This window comes from Streptomyces sp. NPDC091649 (assembly GCF_044756785.1).
Classification (GTDB): domain Bacteria; phylum Actinomycetota; class Actinomycetes; order Streptomycetales; family Streptomycetaceae; genus Streptomyces.
This window is the reverse complement of the sequence record NZ_JBIVTR010000002.1, coordinates 241199-258426: the sequence shown is the minus strand read 5'-3', so window position 1 is coordinate 258426 and position 17228 is coordinate 241199. Positions and strand designations below refer to the sequence as shown.

Sequence of the window (17228 nt, the reverse complement as noted above, 5' to 3'; positions counted from 1 at the left end):
GACTCCGTTCGGCGGCCCCGTACGTCACATTCACAGATGTCGAGGACATCGTGACGACGTGGGGGGTTACGCATGCACCAGATCAGCCGGCGACACGAGAAGCGGGCAGGGGGCCGGGCCGGGAGCCGGACGGGCGGCCGGGCGGGAGCCGTGGCGCTCCTCCTGGCCTCAGCCGTGCTCCTCACCGCCTGCGGCGGCGGCGACAGCGGGACGGAGAGTACGCGCGACCTCAGTTCGGGTACGCGCAAGGGGCAGGGGCCGTCCGGCGGCGGACAGCCCGCGCCGGACGCGGCGGCGTCCGAGCGGGGCCGGTCGGCCGCACCGGGGGAGGAGGCCGGGGGCACGGCGAAGCCCGACGCCGAGGCGCCCGACTACCTCTCCACCTTCGCCCTGGACGTGGACACCGCCAGCTACGGCTACGCGCGCCGCACCCTCGGCGACGGCAGGCTGCCCGCCCCCGAGGAGGTGCGCCCCGAGGAGTTCGTCAACAGCTTCCGCCAGGGGTACGAACGGCCGAAGGGCAACGGCTTCTCGGTGAACGTCGACGGGGCACGCATCGGCGCGGGGAAGGGCGGGGGCAGCGGAACCGGAGCCTCCGACTGGTCGCTGCTGCGCGTCGGTCTGGCCACCGAGGCCGCACCCTCGACCGCTGAACGTCCGCCCGCCGCCCTCACCTTCGTCGTCGACATCTCGGGTTCCATGGCCGAGACCGGACGCCTGGACCTGGTCAGGAAGTCCCTGGCCATCCTCACCGACGAACTGCGCGACGACGACTCCCTCTCGCTGGTCACCTTCAGCGACGAGGCCGAGACCCGGCTTCCCATGACCCGCCTGAAGGGCAACCGGAACCGGATCAAGGACGTGGTGGAGGAGATGCGGCCGGCCCAGTCCACCAACGTCGAGGCGGGTATCACCCTCGGCTACGAGGAATCGGTCGAGGGCCACCGCAAGGGCGCGACCAACCGGGTGGTGCTCCTCTCCGACGCCCTCGCCAACACCGGTGACACCGACGCCGACGGAATCCTGGAGAAGATCGAGTCCGCCCGCCGCGAGTACGGCATCACCCTCTTCGGCGTCGGCGTCGGAAGCGACTACGGCGACGCGTTCATGGAACAGCTCACCAACAAGGGCGACGGGAACACCACCTACGTCGGTGACGAGGAGCAGGCCCGCAAGGTCTTCGTCGGCCAGCTGCCCGCCCACCTCGAAATCCGGGCCCGTGGCGCCAAGGCCCAGGTGGCGTTCGACCGGAAGAGGGTGAAGCAGTTCCGCCTGATCGGCTACGAGAACCGCAAGGTCGCCGACGAGGACTTCCGCGACGACAGCGTCGACGGCGGCGAGGTCGGCCCCGGCCACACGGTGACCGCTCTGTACGCCGTACGGCTGCGCGAGGGCGCGTCCGGCACCGTGGCCAAGGCCACCGTCCGCTGGCTCGACCCCAGGACCCGCGAGGCCCGGGAGGAAACCGGAACCGCGACGACCGGGGCGATCGACGGCTCCCTGTGGGGCGGCGAGGACGACCGGCTCCAGGTCGCGGCCGTCGCCGCCTACTTCGCCGATCACCTGAGGGGCGGCGACCTGCCGGGCGCACCCGGCCTCGGCACACTCGCCACCCGGGCGGGCGAGCTGGCGAAGGCCACCGAGGACAGCTCCGTCGCGAAGCTGGCCAAGGCCATCGGCCAGGCGGACCGGCTCCGGGGCGGAGCCGGAACGGACGACCGGCCGGAGCCGTCCGAGGGCGAGATCGGCTGAGAAGGCTCACCCCGCGAGGGAGATCAGGGAGGGGGGAGAGACCAAGAAGGCTGGGACGGGAGGGGCGGGAGGGGCGGGAGGGAACAAGGGGGACGGGAAGAACTGGACGGGCGCCAGATGCGGGGGAGGCGGGCAGGGCAGGAGCCGCCGGAAGACGAGGAGGAGCGGGAGGAGCGTGAGGAGCAGGGGGAGTTGGCACGGTGGGGCGAGAAGGGCGGCGGGCGCCGTCACCCGGCTGATGGGCTGGGCACGGTCCGGCGAAAATGGGCCGTGCGGATGGCCGGTCCAGGCCATGATGTCCGCCATGACCTCCCTGTTCCTGGTGCTCTCCGTGATCGTCAACGGCCTCTACGCGGGCTTCATGCTGACCTTCCTGATCGCGATCATGCCCGGCCTCGCGGCCCTGACGGACGAACAGTTCACCGCCGCCATGAGCCGCTTCAACGACAAGGTCCCCGGCCCGGTCTTCCTGGTCCTGTTCCTCGGTGTGGTCGCGCTGCCCGCCGCCGCCTTCTTCACCGGCCTCGGTGAGCACGGCGCGGTGGCGGGCCCCGCCATCCTGGGGGCGCTGATCTGCGTGGTCGCCAGTCATCTGGTGACCGTCGCCGGGAACATCCCGCTCAACAACGCCCTCGCCGCGTCGGAGGGCGGCGACGACAGCGCGGCCCGCACGGCGTTCGAGACCCGCTGGAACACCTTCCACCAGGTCCGCACGGCGTTCAATCTGGTGGCGTGCGTACTGCTGGCGGTCGCCCTGTAGGGCGGGGGCTCCGGTCCGGCCTCCCGGCCCCCGCCGCTCGCACCCGGCTCGTCGACCGCCCCGCCCTCTGAGCCCGGCGGCGGACCGTTCGGCAGGTGTCCAGGGGCGTACGCCCGTCAGACGTTGGGCACTTTGAGCCGGTCCCAACTGGTCTTGCCGGGGATGCCGTCCGCGTCGCCGCCCGAGTAGCCCAGCTTGCGCTGCCAGGCGGCGTACGACTTCCGGTCGACCTCGGACCAGTTGGGCCCGGGCCCCACCGTGTACCTGCCGCAGCCTTCGGACACCAGTCGCTTGCCCATCGCCGTGATGATCGCGCTCCTGCGGCCGACCCTGAAGAACGCCGCTCCCGGGAACGGCTCGTGTCTCGGTTTCGGTGGCGGATCGGAGGGGCCGTCCGGGGAGCCGCCGAGCCGCTTGCCGATCCGCGTGCGCATCGAGTTCATGGTGAACCCGCGCGGATCGACCTTGCCCGGCTGCCACTCCAGGTGCCCGATCACCGACCGCTGCGACCAGCCGTGCGCCCGGCAGACGGCGGCGGCGGCCCGCTCGATCGCCAGCAGTTGGGCCGCCGGCCAGGGGTCCTTGCCGTCGCCGAGGTTGATGCACTCGAAGCCGTAGAAGTGCCGGTTGCCGTCGGTGTTGGCTTCGTTGTCCAGGGGCAGCGCCTTCTCCGCGATGACGGCGCGCAGCACGTCGTCGTCACCGAGCCCGGCGTGGTTGGCCCGCCCGTTCCCCACGAGGTGGACGGACCCGTCCTTGGCGATGACCCCGTGGCAGAGCGGGCCGGGGAGGGCGGAGTGGCCGTTGTAGCAGAGCTCGACCGAGGATGTGGTGCCGGAGGTGACGGTGTGATGGATCATCACCCCGTGCGTCGGTCCCCAGGCGCCCTTGTGATTACGGTTGTTGGTACGCCAGCTCCGGTGTTCGACGACGTGGAGACCTTCGTCGCGGAGGGCTTTCAGCAGCTTGTCGGCGGACAGTGGCGTCGCCATCGCGGCGCTCCTTTCCCTGATGTGCGTAGTTCACGCGGGCGCTTCGCTGTGCGGGCGATGGGACCGGCGGGTGGACCACGGCGGGAGTCGTGTGCATCTGCCGGGTGAGGGGGGGGCGGTACGGGAGCGCCCTGCGGCGGGGTCCGCCTTCGGGCTCACATGAGCGATTTGCCCGCTCCCACGCCCTGCCGAACGTCCCGCCGGACGGAAGGTTCCGCCGGTGCCGAACTCCCCTCCGGGGAGACCCGAACTGCTGACCGATGTTTACGGCGCCGAGGCCCGCCGATCCCCTGCCCCGCGCCACGGCCGCCCACCCGGCGCCACCCGCCGTGACCCCGCCGCGCCCCCTCCGCGCGCCTATGCCGCGCCCCTCCGCACGCGCCGACGCTTCCGCGACGCGGGTCCGTACGCCGGGGGCGGCCCCCGCTCGGGCACGCCGGGAGTGGGACCCGCTCGGGCACGCCGGGGGCGGGCCCTGCTTACGCGGACGTGACAGCGTGCTCGCTAACGTGCCTCTGACCGGCGAAAGGCCCCCCTGCGCGGAGGGCCTCTCGGTCGTGCGGTCGGTGCGCCCCCGGCAGGACTCGAACCTGCGGCCAAGCGCTTAGAAGGCGCCTGCTCTATCCACTGAGCTACGGGGGCCGGGAGTCCTGATCGGTGGTTCCGTGGCCGTGCCGGGACAAGGATAGGGCTCCGATCCCCTGGACCCGGGTGCTTCACCTGCGTGGCACGATGTGGAGGTTCAGTGAAGCGAAACGATAATCGCAGGTAGGTGCGATTCCTGCATCGCTTTTCGCGCCCCGCGTGCCGGGTGTTGTGCAGTCGTTATGCCCCCGTCCCACTCGTCCCCTCTGTCCTGACTCTGTCAAGAGGGTGGAACCGCCGCGCAGAGGGGGCTATACGCTTCAAAAAGGCTCTAAAATTGGGCATTCTTCGCATGTGGTGACCATGGACGTACGGCCTCAGCTCATCGACGCACTTTCCGCCCTGCGCGACCGTGTCGCCGCCGTGCGTCTTCCACTGCCCCTGCCGGGGGCCGAACGCGCCCGGCAGACCAGGGTCGAACTCCTCGCCCAGCTCGACGACTACCTCCTGCCACGCCTCAAGGACCCCGAGGCGCCGCTGCTCGCCGTGATCGGCGGATCCACCGGGGCCGGGAAATCCACCCTCGTCAATTCGCTGGTGGGCTGCCGGGTCAGTGAGGCCGGGGTGCTGCGGCCCACCACCCGGACGCCGGTCCTGGTCTGTCACCCCGACGACCACCACTGGTTCGCCGGAGTGCGGGTGCTGCCGCAGCTCACCCGGATCTGGCTGCCGCCGGGGCAGGCACCCGACCCGGACGGGCTGGACGACCTCGCCGCCCGCGGAGGGGACGGGGAGACCGCGCTGCGCGTGGAGACCGCGGTGAGCCTGCCCCGGGGACTCGCGCTCCTGGACGCCCCCGACATCGACTCGCTCGTCGTCCGCAACCGGGTCCTCGCCGCCGAACTCATCTGCGCCGCCGACGTCTGGGTCATGGTCACCACCGCCTCGCGCTACGCCGACGCCGTGCCCTGGCACCTGCTGCGTACCGCGAAGGAGTACGACGCGGCCCTCGTCACCGTCCTCGACCGGGTGCCCCACCAGGTGATCGCCGAGGTGTCCCGGCAGTACGCCGCGCTGCTGACCCGGGCCGGACTCGGGGACGTACCCCGGTTCACCATCCCGGAACTGCCCGAGTCCGCGGGCGGCGGCAGCGGACTGCTCCCCACCACCGCCGTGGCTCCGCTGCGCGCCTGGCTCGCCCACCGCGCCCAGGATCCGGCCGCCCGGCAGCAGGCGGTCGGACGCACCGCGTCGGGCGTCATCGAGTCGCTCAACGCGCGGATGCCCTCACTGGCCTCCGCCGTCGCCGCCCAGTACGCCGCCTCCGTACGGCTGACCGGAGTGGTCGAGGACGCGTACGGCAAGGAGGCCGCCCGGATCCGTCGCCGCCTCCAGAACGGGGCGGTCCTCTCCGGTGACGCGCGGACCCGGTGGCGCGGGTACCCGCTCTACAGCTCGCCCGAGGAACTCCTCGACGCCCTCGTCGACAGCCTGGTGGCCCTGCTCCAGTGCTCGGTCTCGGCCGCCGACGAAAAGATCCGCGCCCAGTGGGGCCGCGAGCCCGCCGGGAGCCTGTTCCGGTTCGAGTACGCCGGGCGGGAGGCCGGCGGGTGGGGGCCGGCGGAGGACGTCGACGGGCGGATCGCCGTCGCCGTACGCCGCTGGCGGCGGGTCCTGGAGGAGCTGGCCGAGGAGGAGGTGCGCCGGCTCGAACGCAACGTGGCGCCCGCCCCCGAGACCGTCGCCGCGCTGCTCGCGGCCGCCCTCCTCGGCGGACGGCGCGCCCGTGCGGCGGGGGAGCAGCTCGCCGAACGCATCGGCGCACAGGGCGCGCTGCGCCTCCGTGACAAGGGCGGCGAGCTGCTGACGACCTACCTCGACCAGGTCCTCGGCGGTGAACGCGACCGCCGCCTGGCCCCGCTCGACGCGCTCGACGTCGCCCCCGAACCCCAGGCCGAACTGATCGCCGCGCTTTCCGTACTGCAGAAGGAGAGGTGGCAGCGATGACTGCCGTCACGGACGAGGGCCAGGACAACGGAAACGGCGGCGGCACAGGGAAACGGGACCGGGGCACGCCGGACGGCGGGGGCGGTCGCTGGGACGACGGGCTCATCGCCCGGCGCGCGGCGGCGGCCCGGACCCGCGAGGCGGTCGGGCAGCCCGCGCCCCGTACGCCCGCCGAGGACGACGCGGAGCCGCAGGTCGAGGCGTATCTGCCCTCCGGCGGGCCGCTGCCGCTCCGGCTGGACGCCCTGCGCGAACTCGTCGGGCTCTCCCGCGCCCGGCTCGACCGGGACACCCTCGCCGAGGCGGGACGCGTGCTCGACGAGGCCGCCGCCCGGCAGCGGCTCTCCTCACGGCACACGGTCATCGCCGTCGCGGGAGCCACCGGCAGCGGGAAGTCCACCCTGTTCAACGCGCTCGCCGGGGCCCCGATCTCCGACACCGGGCTGCGCCGGCCCACCACCTCCCAGCCCATCGCCTGCAGCTGGACCGACGGGGCCGCCGGGCTGCTGGACCGCCTCGCCGTCCCCGGCCGGCTGCGCCGCAGGCCCCACCCCGGCCCCTCCGCCTCCGACGAGACCCTCCAGGGACTCGTCCTGGTCGATCTGCCCGACCACGACTCGGCGGCCACCGAGCACCGCGACCAGGTGGACCGGGTGCTGGCCCTGGTCGACGCGGTGATCTGGGTCGTCGACCCGGAGAAGTACGCCGACGCCGCCCTCCACGAGCGCTACCTGCGCCCGCTCGCCGGACACGCGGAGGTCACCTTCGTCGTCCTCAACCAGACCGACCGGCTGCCCGGCGAGGCGGCCGACCTCGTGCTCGACGATCTGCGCCGCCTCCTCGACGAGGACGGCATCGCACTCGGCGAGCACGGCGAACCCGGGGCCACCGTGATGTCCCTGTCCGCGCTCACCGGCGACGGGGTGCCCGAACTCCGCGAGATGATCGGCCGCTTCGTCCAGGACCGCACGGCCGCCACCCGCCGCCTCTCCGCCGACGTCGACGCGGCGGCGGCGCGGCTGCGCCCCGTGTACGTGGCCGAGGGGCGGCCCGGCCTCGGCGAGCGGGCCCGCGAGGAGTTCACCGACCGGCTGGCCGAGGCCGTGGGCGCGGCGGCCGCCGGACAGGCCGCCGAGCGGGAGTGGCGCAGGAACGCCGGGCGGGCCTGCGGGACCCCGTGGCTGCGGCTCTGGCGGTGGTACGAGAACCGGGGCCTGCCCGGCAGCCTGGACCGGATGGGCCAGGCGCTCACCCCGCCCGAGGAGGAACTGACGGCCCGGCAGCGGGTGGAGCAGGCTGTGCGGATCGTCGCGGACGACGCGGCCGACGGGCTCCCCGGCCCCTGGGCGCAGGCGGTGCGCGAGGCCGCGTTCACCGGGGCGGACGGGCTGCCCGAGGCGCTGGACGAACTGGCGGTCAAGACCGGCGCCCCTGGCGCGTCCAAGCGGGGCGGGGGCGCGGAGACCGGGCAGGGCGCCGTCGCGGGCGCACCGCTCACCGGCCGTCCGGCCAAGCCGCCCCGGCCGAAGTGGTGGCCGGCGGCGGTGCTGGCGCAGGTGGCGATGACGCTCCTCCAGGTCTTCGGCGGGCTGTGGCTGGTCGGCCAGATCATCGGCGTCCTGGAGCCGGGGCTCGTCACGCCCGCGCTCGTCATGCTGGCCGGAGTCGTCGGCGGCCCGCTGGTGGAGTGGTCCTGCGCCGCGGCCATCCGGGGACCGGCCCGGCGTTACGGGCAGGACGCCGAGCGGCGACTGCGCGAGGCGGCGGCCGGGTGCGGCCGGGCCAGGGTCCTGGACCCCGTCGCGGCCGAGCTGGTGCGCTACCGGGAAGTGCGCGAGCGGTACGTGACGGTGACGGAGTTTTCCACAACCGGCGGGTAGTCCACAGGCCCCGACGCGATTCCCGTCCGGCGTCCACCATGGAGTCCGTCGGGTCACGCGGCGCTGGTACGACGGCGATGAAGGACCACGAGGGAGGGCGAGGAGAGAGCAAGAGGGGCCAGAAGGGGGCCGGGAGGGGCCAGCAGGGGCCACGAAGCACCAAGAGGGGACCAGGAAGGACCAGGAAGGGCCAGGAAGGGAACACGAAGGGACCACGAAGGTCCGCGAAGCGCCAAGAGGTCAACGAAGGACTACGGGGAGATCGGGGCGGGAAATGAACGAGACCTTGGTGACACTGGTGGGCAACGCCGCGACGGCGGTGGAGTTCCGGGAGACGTCCACCGGCGGAATGGCGCGATTCCGTTTCGCCGTGACTCCGCGGCGCTGGGACCGCGAGAAACAGCTCTGGGCAGACGGCCGTACCAGCTTCTACACCGTCTGGTCCTGGCGAACGCTCGCGGCGAATCTGGCCAGTTCCGTTTCGGTCGGAGAACCCTTGGTCGTGCACGGCCGTTTGAAGGTCAGGGAAGAGGAACAGGGTGGTCAGCGCCGGGTGTTCGTCGACGTCGAGGCCATCGCCGTCGGCCATGACCTGAGCCGGGGGACGGCCGCCTTCCGCCGGGCGACCAGAGCGGAACCCGTTCTGACGGAGCGTCCGGAGCGCATCACGGACGGCGACGCGGAGAGGCCGACGAAACAGCGGGAACACGTCGGAGCAATGGCGGCAGTGTCCTGAAAGGGCTGTTCGTGCCCAGCATCGCGCGATAACGATTCCGATTCGGAATGGTTGTGCAAGGGCAGTACGGGGGACTGCCCTTCGCCCGTTCCTTAGGATTCCCAGAGCTCACGGGTCACTTGGGTCTGCTGGCGAGGCATTCCCCACACGCGCACCAAGCGCGAGGGCCTCGCCCGGAGGGGAATTCTGTGTATTTTGCGTCTTCAGCGTCCGTTGCGTCGTCCGGCACGACGGGAGCGCCCCCGGGACGCGGGAGCCTCCGCCCGGCCGCCGCGCTGCTGGTCTCCGGTCTCGTCGCCGCGGCCGCGCTCGTCGGCGCCGGACCGGCGGCGGCCGACGACCCGGGCCAGCACCACGACGGCGCGGCCGCGGTGCTCGACGGGCTGAAGACCTTCGACAGTGCCGTACTCCGCATCGAGGGCGAGGGCGGTGCACCCGACCGGACCCAGGAGCTGCCCGCCGGGCTGTTCGAGATGACCGTGGACGGCGGCGGCAAGCTCAAGACCTACGGCATCGACCTCCACAACCCCACCCAGGACCAGGCGAAGTATGTGGAGACGCCCTGGGCCGAGACCTCGCTGAGCGGCAACCGGGACGCGGGGAAGATCCGCTGGATCCTCCGGCACTCCTACCCCCAGGTCGACGACCTGGCCGCGCTCGCCGAGGCGGCCGGCACCGGTCCGCTGACCGAGCGGACCGCCGCCGCGGGCACCCAGGTCGCCATCTGGCGCTACTCGGACGACGCCGATGTCACCGCGTCGGACAAGCAGGCGGAGAAGCTCGCCGACTGGCTCCACCGCAGCGCGCGCAGGACGAAGGAACCCCGGGCCTCGCTGACCCTGGAGCCGGCCGCCGTCTCCGGCCGGGCCGGCGAACGGCTCGGCCCGGTGACCGTCCGCACGGACGCGGACCAGGTCTCGGTGTCCCCTCCGGTGGACGCGGCGGGCGGAGGCATCGCCGTCACGGACGAGAAGGGCGCCCCGGTCACCGCCGCGGCGGACGGCGACCGGCTCTACTTCGACGTGCCGGAGGACGCCGCGGACGGCACCGCTTCCCTGTCCGTCCAGGCCACCGCATCCGTGCCGGTCGGCCGTGCCTTCGCCGGGGTCGGCCGCACCCAGACCCAGATCCTGGCCGGTTCCAGCCAGTCCACGGTCTCCGCCCGGGCCGACGCCGCCTGGGCCGCCACGGGCCCCGCCCCCGCGCTCAGCGCGCGGAAGAACTGCGCCGCGGGCGGTGTGGACGTCACGGCCGCCAACCAGGGCGACGAGCCGTTCACCTTCGAGCTGGCCGGCGAGGAGCACACCGTCGCCGCCGGGGCCACCCGCACGGTGACCGTCCCCGTCGTCGAGGACCAGGCGTACGGCTTCACCATCACCGGGCCCGCCGGATTCGGCAGGACCTTCACCGGGGTGCTGGACTGCGCGACCCGCGGCAGCGTCCTGGACCGGGAGAACGAGGGCGACGGCGGCGGCAACGAGATCGGGACGCAGAGCGCCCAGCGGTCCGTCCCGGCCACGACCGGTTCCGGTACGTCGGGGGCGGAGGGCGACCTCGCCGCCACGGGCGGCTCCAGTGCCACGCCGATGCTGGCCGCCGTCGCCATCGGACTGCTCGTCGTGGGCGGCGGCGCCGTCTTCCTCCTCCGCCGGCCGCATCCGCACACCGACGGTGGGTGAACACCCGGACGCGTGAGGTGACCCGTTCGCCCCCGGTGGGTGGACGGGTTTCCGTCCGGGGATGGACGTCAGGCAAGATGGGGTGTATCTGCTCACACCTCTATTGCTGCCGGACGGTTTCTCTTGGCTGAGTTCATCTACACCATGCGCAAGACGCGCAAGGCGCACGGCGACAAGGTGATCCTTGATGACGTCACCTTGAACTTCCTGCCCGGCGCCAAGATCGGTGTCGTGGGGCCCAACGGCGCCGGTAAGTCCACGGTGCTGAAGATCATGGCGGGTCTGGAGCAGCCGTCCAACGGCGACGCGTTCCTGTCCCCCGGTTTCAGTGTCGGCATCCTCATGCAGGAGCCGAAGCTGAACGAGGAGAAGACGGTCCTGGAGAACGTCCAGGACGGCGCCGCCGAGATCATGGGCAAGCTCAAGCGCTTCAACGAGGTCGCCGAGCTCATGGCGACCGACTACTCCGACGCGCTGATGGAGGAGATGGGCAAGCTCCAGGAGGACCTGGACCACGCCAACGCCTGGGACCTGGACGCCCAGCTGGAGCAGGCCATGGACGCCCTGGGCTGCCCGCCCGGCGACTGGCCGGTCACCAACCTCTCCGGTGGCGAGAAGCGCCGCGTGGCGCTCTGCAAGCTCCTCATCGAGGCCCCGGACCTGCTCCTCCTCGACGAGCCCACCAACCACCTGGACGCCGAGTCGGTGAACTGGCTGGAGCAGCACCTCTCGAAGTACTCGGGTGCCGTCGTCGCCGTCACCCACGACCGGTACTTCCTGAACAACGTCGCCGAGTGGATCCTGGAGCTCGACCGCGGCCGCGCGATCCCCTACGAGGGCAACTACTCCACGTACCTCGACAAGAAGGCCACCCGGCTCAAGGTCGAGGGCCGCAAGGACGAGAAGCGCCAGAAGCGGCTCAAGGAAGAGCTGGAGTGGGTGCGGTCGAACGCCAAGGGGCGCCAGACCAAGTCCAAGGCCCGTCTCGCCCGGTACGAGGAGATGGCGGCCGAGGCCGACAAGATGCGGAAGCTGGACTTCGAGGAGATCCAGATCCCGCCGGGCCCGCGGCTCGGCTCCATCGTCGTCGAGGTCGAGAACCTCTCGAAGGCATTCGGCGACAAGGTCCTCATCGACGACCTGTCGTTCACGCTGCCCCGTAACGGCATCGTCGGCGTCATCGGTCCGAACGGCGCGGGCAAGACCACGCTGTTCAAGATGATCCAGGGCCTGGAGACGCCGGACAGCGGCGCGATCAAGGTCGGCGACACGGTCAAGATCTCCTACGTCGACCAGTCCCGCGCCAACATCGACCCGAAGAAGACCCTCTGGGCCGTCGTCTCGGACGAGCTGGACTACATCAACGTCGGCCAGGTCGAGATGCCCTCGCGCGCCTACGTCTCCGCGTTCGGCTTCAAGGGCCCGGACCAGCAGAAGCCGGCCGGCGTCCTGTCCGGTGGTGAGCGCAACCGTCTCAACCTGGCGCTGACGCTCAAGGAGGGCGGCAACCTGCTGCTCCTCGACGAGCCCACCAACGACCTCGACGTCGAGACGCTCTCCTCGCTGGAGAACGCCCTCCTGGAGTTCCCGGGCGCCGCGGTGGTCATCTCCCACGACCGCTGGTTCCTGGACCGCGTCGCCACGCACATCCTCGCCTACGAGGGTGACTCCAAGTGGTACTGGTTCGAGGGCAACTTCGAGTCGTACGAGAAGAACAAGGTCGAGCGTCTCGGCGCGGACGCGGCCCGCCCGCACCGTGCCACGTACAAGAAGCTCACGCGAGGCTGATCGTCTTGGCTCGTCACCTCTACAGCTGCCCCCTGCGCTGGTCGGACATGGACGCCTTCGGCCACGTCAACAACGTGGTCTTCCTCCGCTACCTGGAGGAGGCGCGCATCGACTTCATGTTCCGGCTGGCGCCGGGGGACGGCTCGCCGTCGTTCTCGGGCGGGTCCGTCGTGGCCCGCCACGAGATCGACTACGTACGGCCGCTGGTCCACCGGCACGAGCCGGTGACCGTCGAGTCGTGGGTCACGAGGATCGGCGCCGCGTCCCTGACGATCGCCTATGAGATCAAGGACGCCGACCAGGTGTACGTACGCGCCTCGACCGTGGTCGTGCCGTACGACCTGGCGGCGGAGCGGCCCCGGCGGATCTCCGCCGAGGAGAAGCTCTTCCTCCAGCAGTACCTCGCAGAGGAGCCCGCCGCGGCATGACCCTGCCCGTGCAGACCCTGCGGTTCGCCGAGGCGAGGGAGGCGGCGGATCTCGCCGCCTTCCTCGGCCGGCTGCTCCACTACGACCGGGCCGCCGCGGTGCGGTTGCAGGCGGGCGGCGGCGACGCGCTGGCCGTGTTCGGCCGCCCGCCCTCCTTCGAGGTCCTCGCCATCCGCACCGCCCGCCTGGCCCGCCCCGAGACGCTCGACGTCACGGTGTCGGCCGGGGAGCTGCTGGAGACCCTCGACGTCCCCGGTACGGCCGACGCCGACGCGGGCGGGGCGCTGCCCGCCCCCGTCACCGGGCCGCCCTGGACCGGGGTCCTCCCGCCCCGGGGACCCTGGCGGGAGCAGTCGGGGCTGCCCCGGCCGGACGCTCTGCGGGCCTCGCTGGAGACCGCCGTCGCCGAGTTCCGCGCCCGGGACGAGGCCCTGCCCGAGGCACACCGCACCCGCGCCGAGCGGGAACGCATCGGCCGTGAGATCTGGTCCCGGCCGGTCGGGGCGACAGAGCTGCCCCTGCGCGCCGTGCACGCGGCCCAGTCCCTCGGCTTCCTGCGCCCCGGCCCGGACTTCCCCGTCTCGCTGCTCGCCGCGGGCGGCTGGCTGCGGCTGCGGACACCCTTCGGCTCGATCGCGCTGCGCCGCGACCCGGCCGGCGGGCTCGGCGGGTTCGGCCTGTCGGTCGAGCCCGGCTGAGCCGCCGGAACCGGCGGACTCGCCCTACTTCTCCTTCGGGGCCTCGGAAGAAGCGTCCGGCTTCTCCGGGGCGCTCCCCGGGGCCCCGTGCGCGTCCGGCCACACGCCGATGTGATCCTTCTCCAGCTCCAGCAGCACCCGGTGTTCCATGCCCAGCGTCCGCGTGTGGTCCGCGGGAAGCTGGAGCCTCCCCGCCCGGTCGAGCATCGCGTACTCCCGGGCCACCTGCGACTCCTGGCCGGTCGCCGCGTCCACCTCCGTGCGGCGCAGTACCTCGGAGGACGTACGGCCGTCGCGGATCGCGACCGTGCGCCGCACCTCGTTCGCGACCGCCTGGTCATGGGTGACGATCACGATCGAGGTGCCCAACTCCTCGTTGGCGCGCCGGAAGGCGGCGAAGACCTGCTCCCCGGTGGCCGAGTCCAGCTCGCCGGTCGGCTCGTCCGCGAGCAGCACGGACGGGTTGTTGGCCAGGGCCACCGCGATGGCCACCCGCTGCTGCTGCCCGCCGGACAGCTGCTGGGGCCGCCGGTCACGGCAGTCCGCGATGTCGAGCATGGCGAGCAACGATTCGGCGCGGGCCGCCCGTTCACGCTTGGCCCCGCCGCCGCGCAGCTGCATGGGCAGGGTGATGTTCTGGATCGCGCTGAGATACGGGAGCAGATTGCGGGCGGTCTGCTGCCAGACGAAGCCGACCACGTCCCGGCGGTAGCGCAGCCGTTCCTTCGGACCCATCGACAGCAGATCGCAGCCCGCGACCTTCGCGGACCCCGCCGTCGGCACGTCCAGGCCCGCCAGGATGTTCATCAAGGTCGACTTGCCACTGCCCGACGCCCCCACCAGGGCCATCAGCTCGCCCTCGGCGACCAGCAGGTCCAGGCCCTGGAGCGCCTGCACCTCCACCCCGTCCGTGGTGAAGATCCGCACCACGCGATCGCAGGCGATCAGCGCGTCATGCCCGTAGGAAGGGCGGTCCCGGCGGGCCGCGGCCCGCTGTTCCAGCTCCGCCAGCGTCGTTTCGGCCGCGCCGTCCGCGCCTGCCGTGTCGGTGGACGAGGTCATCGGGAGTCTCCTGCCCTGAGTTCGGTGATCGATCCGCGGCGGCTCGCCCACCACGCCTGGACGCCCGCGACCGCGGCGGCCAGCGCCACGACCCCGGCGGCCGGCAGCCCCAGCGACCAGAGGTCGGTGCGCAGCGCGACGGGACCCGGGTCCGATCCGGCGACGCCCGCGAGCGCCAGCGGGACCAGATCGATGCCGGGGGAGAGCAGGGCGATGGTCGCCCAGCCGGTGAACAGGCCGCCACCCGCCGCGAGCAGCGCCTGCGGCGTCGCCTCGAAGGCCAGCAGCCGCCTGCCCTGCCCCGTGGTGAGCCCCATCGTGCGCAGCCGGGCCAGCAGCGTCCTGCGCTCCGGCGCGGTCTGGAGCAGCGACAGCAGTACGGCCAGCAGCGCGTATCCGGCGCCCGCAGCGACGGCCGCGAGGTAGATCCGCTCGGCCCCCGCCTGCATCGGGGTGTTCACATACCGTGCGCGCTCCTCGGAACGTGTCTGTACGGCGTACTCCTCGCCGCTCCCGCCGACCGCCGCGCGCAGTTCTCCGGCGTCCGGTGTGCCGGTGAGGAGCAGCGTGGTGGGCGCGCTCCGCTCCAGGGACGCGGAGTTCACGATCAGGAAGTTCGTGGAGGAGACCGAGGGGACACGGGCGGTGGTCCCCACGACCTGGACCATGAACTCCCCGGACAACGTGTCGATCGCGCGCGGTTCCCCGCCCAGGCGGGCCGCCACCGCCGGGGAGGCGATGGCCGGCAGGACGCGTCCCGGGTCGGACTCCGTGCCCCCGGCGGGCGGGGCCGAGGGGCCGGCGGCCTTCAGCCGGGCGGCCGGGAAGGCCGGCAGCCCGGTCGCGCGGGTCAGCCGGGCGTACGAGGCCGGATCGATGCCCACCAGGGCCGCGGTCCTCACCTCGCCCGCGCTCCCTCCGTCGCCGCCCGTCCCCGTACCGGAGCCGTCCGTTCCGGCGCTCGGGGCGTTGCCGTCACCGGCCTCGGTCTCGGGCATGCTCACGCTGTACTCGACGCGTAGCGGCGTCGCGTCCCGCACGCCGTCCAGATCGCGCACCGTGCGGACCAGCCCGTCGGGCAGCGTCGCCCGCTCGCTCACGCCGTCGATCCGGGCGTCCGCCCCGACGGACGCCAGAGCCGCCTCGTCCCGTGCGTCCCCGATGCCGGCGATCACCGAGCCGCCGAACGCGGCGGTGGCCAGCGCCAGCAGCAGGGCGAGCAGCGGCAGCGCCCCGCCGGCGGAGGAACGGCCCGCGCGGGCCAGCGAGAGGAAGCCGATCGCCCCGCGCAGCCGGGTCATCGGCCGGGCGGCGAGCCGCAGGGGCAGTGGATAGAGCCGCACCAGCACCAGCGCCGCGATCAGCGCGACCAGCACGGGCGCCGCGCTGACCAGCAGGTCGGTGCCGCCGGTGGCCGACGTACCGCGACGGCGCAGCGCCGCCACCGCGCCGACCGCCAGTACGAGCAGGGTCAGTTCGGCGACGGTCCGCCGACGCGAGGGCCGGGCGCTCACCATGTCCTCGCGGGCGCCGTGCAGCATGGGCCGGAGGTGCTGGAGCGTCGTCCGCAGCGGCAGGGCGACGCACACCAGGACGCCGACCCCGGCCGCCGCGAGCGCTCCCGGCCACCACCGGCCCTCGCCCACGACCAGCACCGCGAGGAGCAGTCCCAACGCGCTCGCGGGCAGCACGGCCACCGCGGTCTCCGCGAGCAGCCGGCCGCCGATGCCGCGCAGCGAGCCGCCGCGTGAGCGCATCAGTGCCAGTTCCCCTCGGCGGCGGGCGGCGATCAGGGCACCGGTCATCAGCAGCACGACGGCGGCCACGGAGCCGATGCCGAGGGCGGCCACCGCGATCACGGGACTGATCGCGTCCCGCATCCGCGCGTTGGCCTCCACGATGTGCCCGAGTCCGGTGGCGACCACCGCGGTGTCCCCGGCGATCTCCCGCACCTTCAGCAGCCCCGGGCCGCTTTCCAGGGAGGCGATGACGGACGTCAGCCGGGAGCCGTCGGGCCCGGTCAGCCGCGCCGGGTCGGGCGGGATCCGCCAGAAGAGGACGGGCTCGGCGGACGTGCTCAGCAGCACCGGACCGGCGTCCTCGGCCAGCATGACCGTGCCGGTCCAGTAGTGCTGCGGGAAGGGGCTCGCGGGGTCCAGGACCAGGGACGGGGAGCGCAGCAGTGGGTCGGCGGACCAGTAGCTGCCCCGCGGGTCACGCGGAGCCACGATGCCGGTGATCGTCACGGTGACGGGCTCTTGAGCCGCGGTGAGCAGCCCGACGGTCGCGCCTACCTTCACCTTCAGCTCGGCCGCCGTCTCCTCGGTGACCGCGCCCTGCACCTCGCGGGAGTCCGAGGTCACCCTCTCCGGCGTCGTCGGCCAGGCGCCCGAGGACAGGGTGGCGTGCTCCTTCAGCCCGGTCTGCGCCACGTACGTGAGCTGCGGCGGAAGCGCTTCGGGCCTCGGCAGCCAGGGCTCGTCCGCGACGGCCGGCTTCGTGGTGCGCACCCCGTACGCCACGGACGAGGCGTCGGCGCGCAGGGGTTCGGGCAGGGCCTTCAGGAGCCGGGCCCCCACCCGCGACAGCTCCGGGCTCCGCACCTCGGCGTCCCGCTGCGCCGGCGGCAGTTCGAGACCGGGCTGCGGGCGGGCGACCTCCACGGCACTGCGGCCCGCGTCCGCCGCCACGATGTCGTGGCGCAGCCCCTTCGTCTCGTACGCGTCCACGGCCCGGGGGAACGCCGCGGCGAGGAACGCCGTCACCAGCACCAGCACCGCGAGCGCCGCCGCCGCACCGGGCGCGGTACGCAGCCGGGTACGGATCCACGGGGCGGTGGCCGCCCGGTTGTCGTGTCGCAT

The 17228-nt window shown here is 73.0% G+C and carries 12 protein-coding genes and 1 tRNA gene; 9 read left to right on the top strand and 4 right to left on the bottom strand.

What is annotated here, in order from left to right; all coding sequences use genetic code 11:
- The first annotated feature begins 72 nt into the window (after nucleotides 1-72).
- Entirely contained in the window at nucleotides 73-1752 is a 1680-nt protein-coding gene (locus tag ACIQMU_RS06335; RefSeq protein WP_402688305.1) for a von Willebrand factor type A domain-containing protein, read from the top strand.
- A 292-nt stretch (nucleotides 1753-2044) separates the two neighbouring features.
- On the top strand, nucleotides 2045-2512 hold the full coding sequence (locus ACIQMU_RS06330) for a DUF1772 domain-containing protein (RefSeq protein WP_402688304.1): 468 nt from the start codon (nucleotides 2045-2047) through the stop codon (nucleotides 2510-2512).
- 116 nt (nucleotides 2513-2628) lie between these two features.
- On the opposite strand, the gene ACIQMU_RS06325 is transcribed toward ACIQMU_RS06330, so the two are convergent.
- Both ACIQMU_RS06325 and ACIQMU_RS06320 read right to left on the bottom strand, forming a co-directional pair.
- Complete coding sequence (locus ACIQMU_RS06325) at nucleotides 2629-3504, bottom strand: peptidoglycan-binding protein (protein WP_402688303.1); 876 nt, start codon at nucleotides 3502-3504, stop codon at nucleotides 2629-2631.
- A gap of 569 nt (nucleotides 3505-4073) precedes the next feature.
- Nucleotides 4074-4146 (bottom strand) — tRNA-Arg (locus ACIQMU_RS06320).
- Between the two features lie 306 nt (nucleotides 4147-4452).
- On the opposite strand from ACIQMU_RS06320, the gene ACIQMU_RS06315 reads away from it, so the two are divergent.
- The 7 genes from ACIQMU_RS06315 to ACIQMU_RS06285 all read left to right on the top strand — a co-directional run bounded on the left by ACIQMU_RS06315 (nucleotide 4453) and on the right by ACIQMU_RS06285 (nucleotide 13305).
- A complete protein-coding gene (locus ACIQMU_RS06315) occupies nucleotides 4453-6096 on the top strand; it encodes an ATP-binding protein (RefSeq protein WP_352241831.1) in 1644 nt (547 codons plus the stop codon).
- Nucleotides 6093-7976, top strand: coding sequence for a GTPase (locus ACIQMU_RS06310; RefSeq protein WP_402688302.1), 1884 nt, complete (start codon nucleotides 6093-6095; stop codon nucleotides 7974-7976). Before ACIQMU_RS06315 ends, ACIQMU_RS06310 begins: the two co-directional genes overlap by 4 nt.
- Before the next feature lie 274 nt (nucleotides 7977-8250).
- Complete coding sequence (locus tag ACIQMU_RS06305) at nucleotides 8251-8712, top strand: single-stranded DNA-binding protein (protein ID WP_352241833.1); 462 nt, start codon at nucleotides 8251-8253, stop codon at nucleotides 8710-8712.
- Nucleotides 8713-8900: 188 nt separating this feature from the next.
- Nucleotides 8901-10391: a TQXA domain-containing protein gene (locus ACIQMU_RS06300; protein WP_402688301.1), complete on the top strand. Its 1491-nt coding sequence runs from the start codon at nucleotides 8901-8903 to the stop codon at nucleotides 10389-10391.
- A 123-nt stretch (nucleotides 10392-10514) separates the two neighbouring features.
- Nucleotides 10515-12179: an energy-dependent translational throttle protein EttA gene (gene ettA, locus ACIQMU_RS06295; protein WP_352241835.1), complete on the top strand. Its 1665-nt coding sequence runs from the start codon at nucleotides 10515-10517 to the stop codon at nucleotides 12177-12179.
- A gap of 5 nt (nucleotides 12180-12184) precedes the next feature.
- Complete coding sequence (locus tag ACIQMU_RS06290; protein ID WP_103531670.1) at nucleotides 12185-12607, top strand: thioesterase family protein; 423 nt, start codon at nucleotides 12185-12187, stop codon at nucleotides 12605-12607.
- Nucleotides 12604-13305: a hypothetical protein gene (locus ACIQMU_RS06285; protein ID WP_402688300.1), complete on the top strand. Its 702-nt coding sequence runs from the start codon at nucleotides 12604-12606 to the stop codon at nucleotides 13303-13305. The genes ACIQMU_RS06290 and ACIQMU_RS06285 overlap by 4 nt, the downstream gene beginning before the upstream one ends.
- A gap of 24 nt (nucleotides 13306-13329) precedes the next feature.
- Here ACIQMU_RS06285 and ACIQMU_RS06280 read toward each other — a convergent pair whose 3' ends face one another.
- Both ACIQMU_RS06280 and ACIQMU_RS06275 read right to left on the bottom strand, forming a co-directional pair.
- Nucleotides 13330-14367, bottom strand: coding sequence for an ABC transporter ATP-binding protein (locus ACIQMU_RS06280; RefSeq protein WP_402688299.1), 1038 nt, complete (start codon nucleotides 14365-14367; stop codon nucleotides 13330-13332).
- Nucleotides 14364-17228, bottom strand: a complete 2865-nt coding sequence (locus tag ACIQMU_RS06275; RefSeq protein ID WP_352241837.1) for an ABC transporter permease — start codon at nucleotides 17226-17228, stop codon at nucleotides 14364-14366. The genes ACIQMU_RS06280 and ACIQMU_RS06275 overlap by 4 nt, the downstream gene beginning before the upstream one ends.

Coding starts and splice junctions, on each gene's coding strand:
- ACIQMU_RS06280 (WP_402688299.1), bottom strand. CDS start 14,367: ATGACCTCGTCCACCGACACGGCAGGCGCGGACGGCGCGGCCGAAACG.
- ACIQMU_RS06335 (WP_402688305.1), top strand. CDS start 73: ATGCACCAGATCAGCCGGCGACACGAGAAGCGGGCAGGGGGCCGGGCC.
- ACIQMU_RS06330 (WP_402688304.1), top strand. CDS start 2,045: ATGATGTCCGCCATGACCTCCCTGTTCCTGGTGCTCTCCGTGATCGTC.
- ACIQMU_RS06285 (WP_402688300.1), top strand. CDS start 12,604: ATGACCCTGCCCGTGCAGACCCTGCGGTTCGCCGAGGCGAGGGAGGCG.
- ACIQMU_RS06305 (WP_352241833.1), top strand. CDS start 8,251: ATGAACGAGACCTTGGTGACACTGGTGGGCAACGCCGCGACGGCGGTG.
- ACIQMU_RS06315 (WP_352241831.1), top strand. CDS start 4,453: ATGGACGTACGGCCTCAGCTCATCGACGCACTTTCCGCCCTGCGCGAC.
- ACIQMU_RS06310 (WP_402688302.1), top strand. CDS start 6,093: ATGACTGCCGTCACGGACGAGGGCCAGGACAACGGAAACGGCGGCGGC.
- ACIQMU_RS06275 (WP_352241837.1), bottom strand. CDS start 17,228: ATGCGACACGACAACCGGGCGGCCACCGCCCCGTGGATCCGTACCCGG.
- ACIQMU_RS06325 (WP_402688303.1), bottom strand. CDS start 3,504: ATGGCGACGCCACTGTCCGCCGACAAGCTGCTGAAAGCCCTCCGCGAC.